3 protein-coding genes and 1 pseudogene are annotated in these 3,442 nt (G+C 67.1%); 1 reads left to right on the forward strand and 3 read right to left on the reverse strand.

Going from position 1 to position 3,442, the window contains the following annotated elements; genetic code table 11:
• Both G3N92_RS32045 and G3N92_RS32050 read right to left on the reverse strand, forming a co-directional pair.
• Positions 1-370, reverse strand: a pseudogene (locus G3N92_RS32045) (oxidoreductase); the annotation flags it as partial.
• The gene (locus G3N92_RS32050) at positions 363-1,301 is read right to left on the reverse strand and encodes a dihydrodipicolinate synthase family protein (RefSeq protein WP_206131547.1); all 939 of its coding nucleotides are present in this window, start codon (positions 1,299-1,301) and stop codon (positions 363-365) included. The pseudogene G3N92_RS32045 and the gene G3N92_RS32050, both read right to left, overlap by 8 nt.
• Positions 1,302-1,710: 409 nt before the next feature.
• On the opposite strand from G3N92_RS32050, the gene G3N92_RS32055 reads away from it, so the two are divergent.
• Positions 1,711-2,850 (forward strand): porin, encoded by a 1,140-nt coding sequence (locus tag G3N92_RS32055; RefSeq protein WP_206131548.1) that lies wholly within the window; start codon positions 1,711-1,713, stop codon positions 2,848-2,850.
• A 163-nt stretch (positions 2,851-3,013) separates the two neighbouring features.
• On the opposite strand, the gene G3N92_RS32060 is transcribed toward G3N92_RS32055, so the two are convergent.
• The coding region (locus G3N92_RS32060; RefSeq protein ID WP_206131549.1) for an FAD-dependent oxidoreductase at positions 3,014-3,442 on the reverse strand (429 nt) is incomplete at its 5' end.

The following is a 3,442-nucleotide window of genomic DNA, read 5'->3' on the forward strand; positions in this document are numbered from 1 at the left end:
CGTCCCACGGCGCCGCCGAACTGCCCTTGCGGCCCGCGTGCCCGAGCTGGATGCCGACCGGCGCCTGCTGCTCGTGATAGCGCGCGGCGATGCGGGCGAGCCCGTCGATCTGGGCGTCGTCCCACAGGCCCGCGCAGCCTTCGCTGATGCGGCCGTCGCGCGTCACCGCGGTGGCCTCGATCAGCGCGCCGCCCACGCCGGCAAGCGCCAGCCGCGCGTGATGCGCGACGTGCCAGTCGCCGGTCGCGCCTTCATGCGCGCGGTACTGGCACATCGGCGCGACCAGCAGCCGGTTGCGCCAGGTCACGCCGCGCAGCGCGAACGGCGTGAACAACGCGGGCGCGCCCGCCTGCGCGTCGCGCTCAGCCATGCCGGGCGCGCTCGCACACGTAGGCGTCGAGTTCCTCGATGATCGCGAGAATGCGCTTGCGTCGCTCGATGCCTTCCTCGCCGAGCGCGGCGAACGTGGTCAGCGGCGGCCGCACGTCGCCCACCGGGTAGCCGCGCGCGGCCGACAGCGCCTTCGAATAGCACTGGTGGCCGTAGGTCGGATGGCCTTCCGCGATGATCCGGTCGAACGACGCGATCATCTTCTGGATATGGCGCGCTTCGTCGAGCTTGCCTTCCACCAGCGCGTTCCAGAGCCGCGTCGACGCTTCCGGAATGTAGTTCGCGTACGGATTCACGTAGCCGACCGCGCCGAGCAGGAAGCATTCGACCGGACGCTCGCCGGCGAACACGTTCATCACGCCGCCGGTGGCTTCGACGATGTCGTAGACGCGCGCGGCGTCGAGGCTCGCTTCCTTGATGTAGCGGACGTTGTCGAACGCGCGCGTCATCTTCGCGACCAGCGCCGCCGACATGTCGACGTTGGTGGTGACCGGGTTGTTGTACAGCATGATCGGCAGCGAGGTCGCCTCCGAGATCGCGCGGTAGTAGCCGAAGATCTCGTCCTCGGTGGGCGTGTAGTAGTAAGGCGGCACGATCATCAGCCCGTCGGCGCCGAGCGCCTCGGCCTCGCGCGTGTAGCGCACCGCGTTCGCCGTCGAGGCGTTCATGGTGCCGACCAGCACGTCCATGCGGCCGGCGACGTGCCTGACCGTCGCCTCGACGTAGCGCGTGCGCTCGTCGTCCGAGATCGTCAGGAATTCGCCGGTGGTGCCGAGAATGATCACGCCGGGCGAGCCGGCCTCGATTTGCCAGTCGAGGAAGCGCTTCAGCGCCGCCTCGTCGATCGACTTGCCGTCATCCGTGAATGGCGTGACGGTCACGCCATAGCTGCCGCGGAAGGTTTTGCTCACTGATTACTCCGATATTGAATGTTTGTTTGGGCGCGGTGCGCACATTTTTGACAAATAAACGCACCAATTTGCCGCCCAACGAATGCCTGCCTGTTCGTGTCCCCTGCCACACCTCCGACCCCAGACAGCTTATTTCTCCGAAATTACGCGCTGTATCAGGGTATTCACCCTGAAACGGCGTCGAAATTTCCGCCCGACTATTTTGTTCACATTGCGCCCAGATGTTAGCATGGCGCACGCTTTCAAATAAAGCGATGTACGCCTAAGGTTTGTGTTGTGCGCTTGGCGCACACCCAGGGGAAACGGTCCGGACTGCCGACCGGTGTCCCCTGTCGGGGGCACGGCAGGCACATGCGCAAATCGATTGGCATTCCTAAATCAGTCGGTCAATGTCAGGGAGTGGAATTGCATGAGTACGATCCGTCGTTTTGCCGTGTTCGCCGGGGTGGCCACCGCCGCCGGTCTCGCCCACGCCCAGAGCAGCGTCACGATCTATGGCGTGATGGATGTCGGCCCCACCTACGTCAGCAACGAAGGGGGCGCCCACAACATCAAGATGGACGACTCGATCGCGTCCGGTAACCGTCTCGGCTTCAAGGGCGTCGAGGAACTGGGCGGCGGCATGAAGGCGCTGTTCACGCTCGAGAACGGCTTCAATGCGCTGAACGGGCAGGCGCGCCAGGGCGGCCGGCTGTTCGGCCGGCAGGCGTGGGTCGGCCTCGAAACGCCGTGGGCGACCGTCACCTTGGGCCGCCAGTACGATCTGGTCTACGACTACACCGCGCAATATGCGATGAGCGCCTGGGCCAGCGGCTACGCGACCCACCAGGGCGACCTCGACCGGATGGGCTGGGAGCGCCTCGACAACGCCGTGAAGATCAAGAGCGCCGATTTCAACGGCTTGCAGTTCGGCGGCATGTACGCGTTCGGCAACGTGGCCGGCAGCCTCAAGGAAGACAGCTCGTGGGCGGGCGGCTTCCAGTACAACCACGGCCCGTATTCGTTCGGCGGCGTGTTCCTGCGCATGAACAATCCGAACGGCTCGAACGCGATCGATCCGTATGCGTCGATGGGCGCGTTCACGTTCCTCGGCCAGACCACGGCGGTGCGCAACCCGGTCACCGGCGCGGTGACCGATTCGTTCGCGAGCACGCCGCTGGCGATCGACAGCCAGAGCGTGCTGACGCTCGGCGCGAGCTATTCGCTGCCCTCGCCGAACATCGTGTTCGGCGTCGCGTACTCGGACGTCTGGTTCAAGGGCTTCGGCCAGACCAACACGCTGCGCACCTACGACGTGGGCGCCTCGTGGACGGTGCATCCGTCGTTCGTGGTGTCGGCCGGCTACTTCTATTCGACGTTCGAGCGCCAGCACTACAACGAGGCGAGCCTCGGCTTCGACTACCTGCTGTCGAAGCAGACCGACGTCTACCTGCAAGGCTCCTACCTGCGCACCTCGTCGGGCCTCGACGCCGTGCAGGGCTACCTGTTCACGCCGTCGACTTCCAACACGCAGGCCAGCGTGCGGCTCGCGCTGCGCCACCGCTTCTGATCGCCCCGCCCGTCACGACGGGCCGCGCCGCGCAGGCGCGGCCCGTTTTCGCATGGGGCGGCGGCATCCGCGCATCGTCGCCGCAAAAAAAACGGCCCGCGCAGTTCGCACTGGCGGGCCGTTCGGGGCACGACGACGCGGCAAGACCGCGCCCGCCCGGCGCTCACGCCGCGAGCGCGAAACGATCCGTGGCGTAATGCGCGAGATCCTCGCCGGGATCGCGGCCGAGCATCAGATCGGCGACCAGCCGCGCGCTCAACGGCCCGAGCGTGTAGCCGGCGTCGCCCGGAATCGCCGCGAACAGGCCTGGCCGCCCCGGCATTTCGCCGAGCACGCCGCGCCCGTCGACCTTCGCGTTGATGCCGGCCCAGGTGCGGATCACCTGCAGCGGCGCGAGCGCCGGCACGAGCGACTGGGCAAGCGCGAGGTTGCCGGCCAGGCTGTCGAACTCCACCACCGGCCCGGCCGCGCCGGCATCGAGCCGGGCCGGCCAGCCGCCGCCGATCACCACCTGCCCGGTGGCGAGCTGCTTGAGCGTGATCGAGCGCTCGGCATGCTGCACGAGATGCGTGATGAACGGCGGCGCGGCCTC

It is taken from the genome of Burkholderia sp. Ac-20379 (genome assembly GCF_017104645.1).
Taxonomy (GTDB): Bacteria; Pseudomonadota; Gammaproteobacteria; order Burkholderiales; family Burkholderiaceae; genus Burkholderia.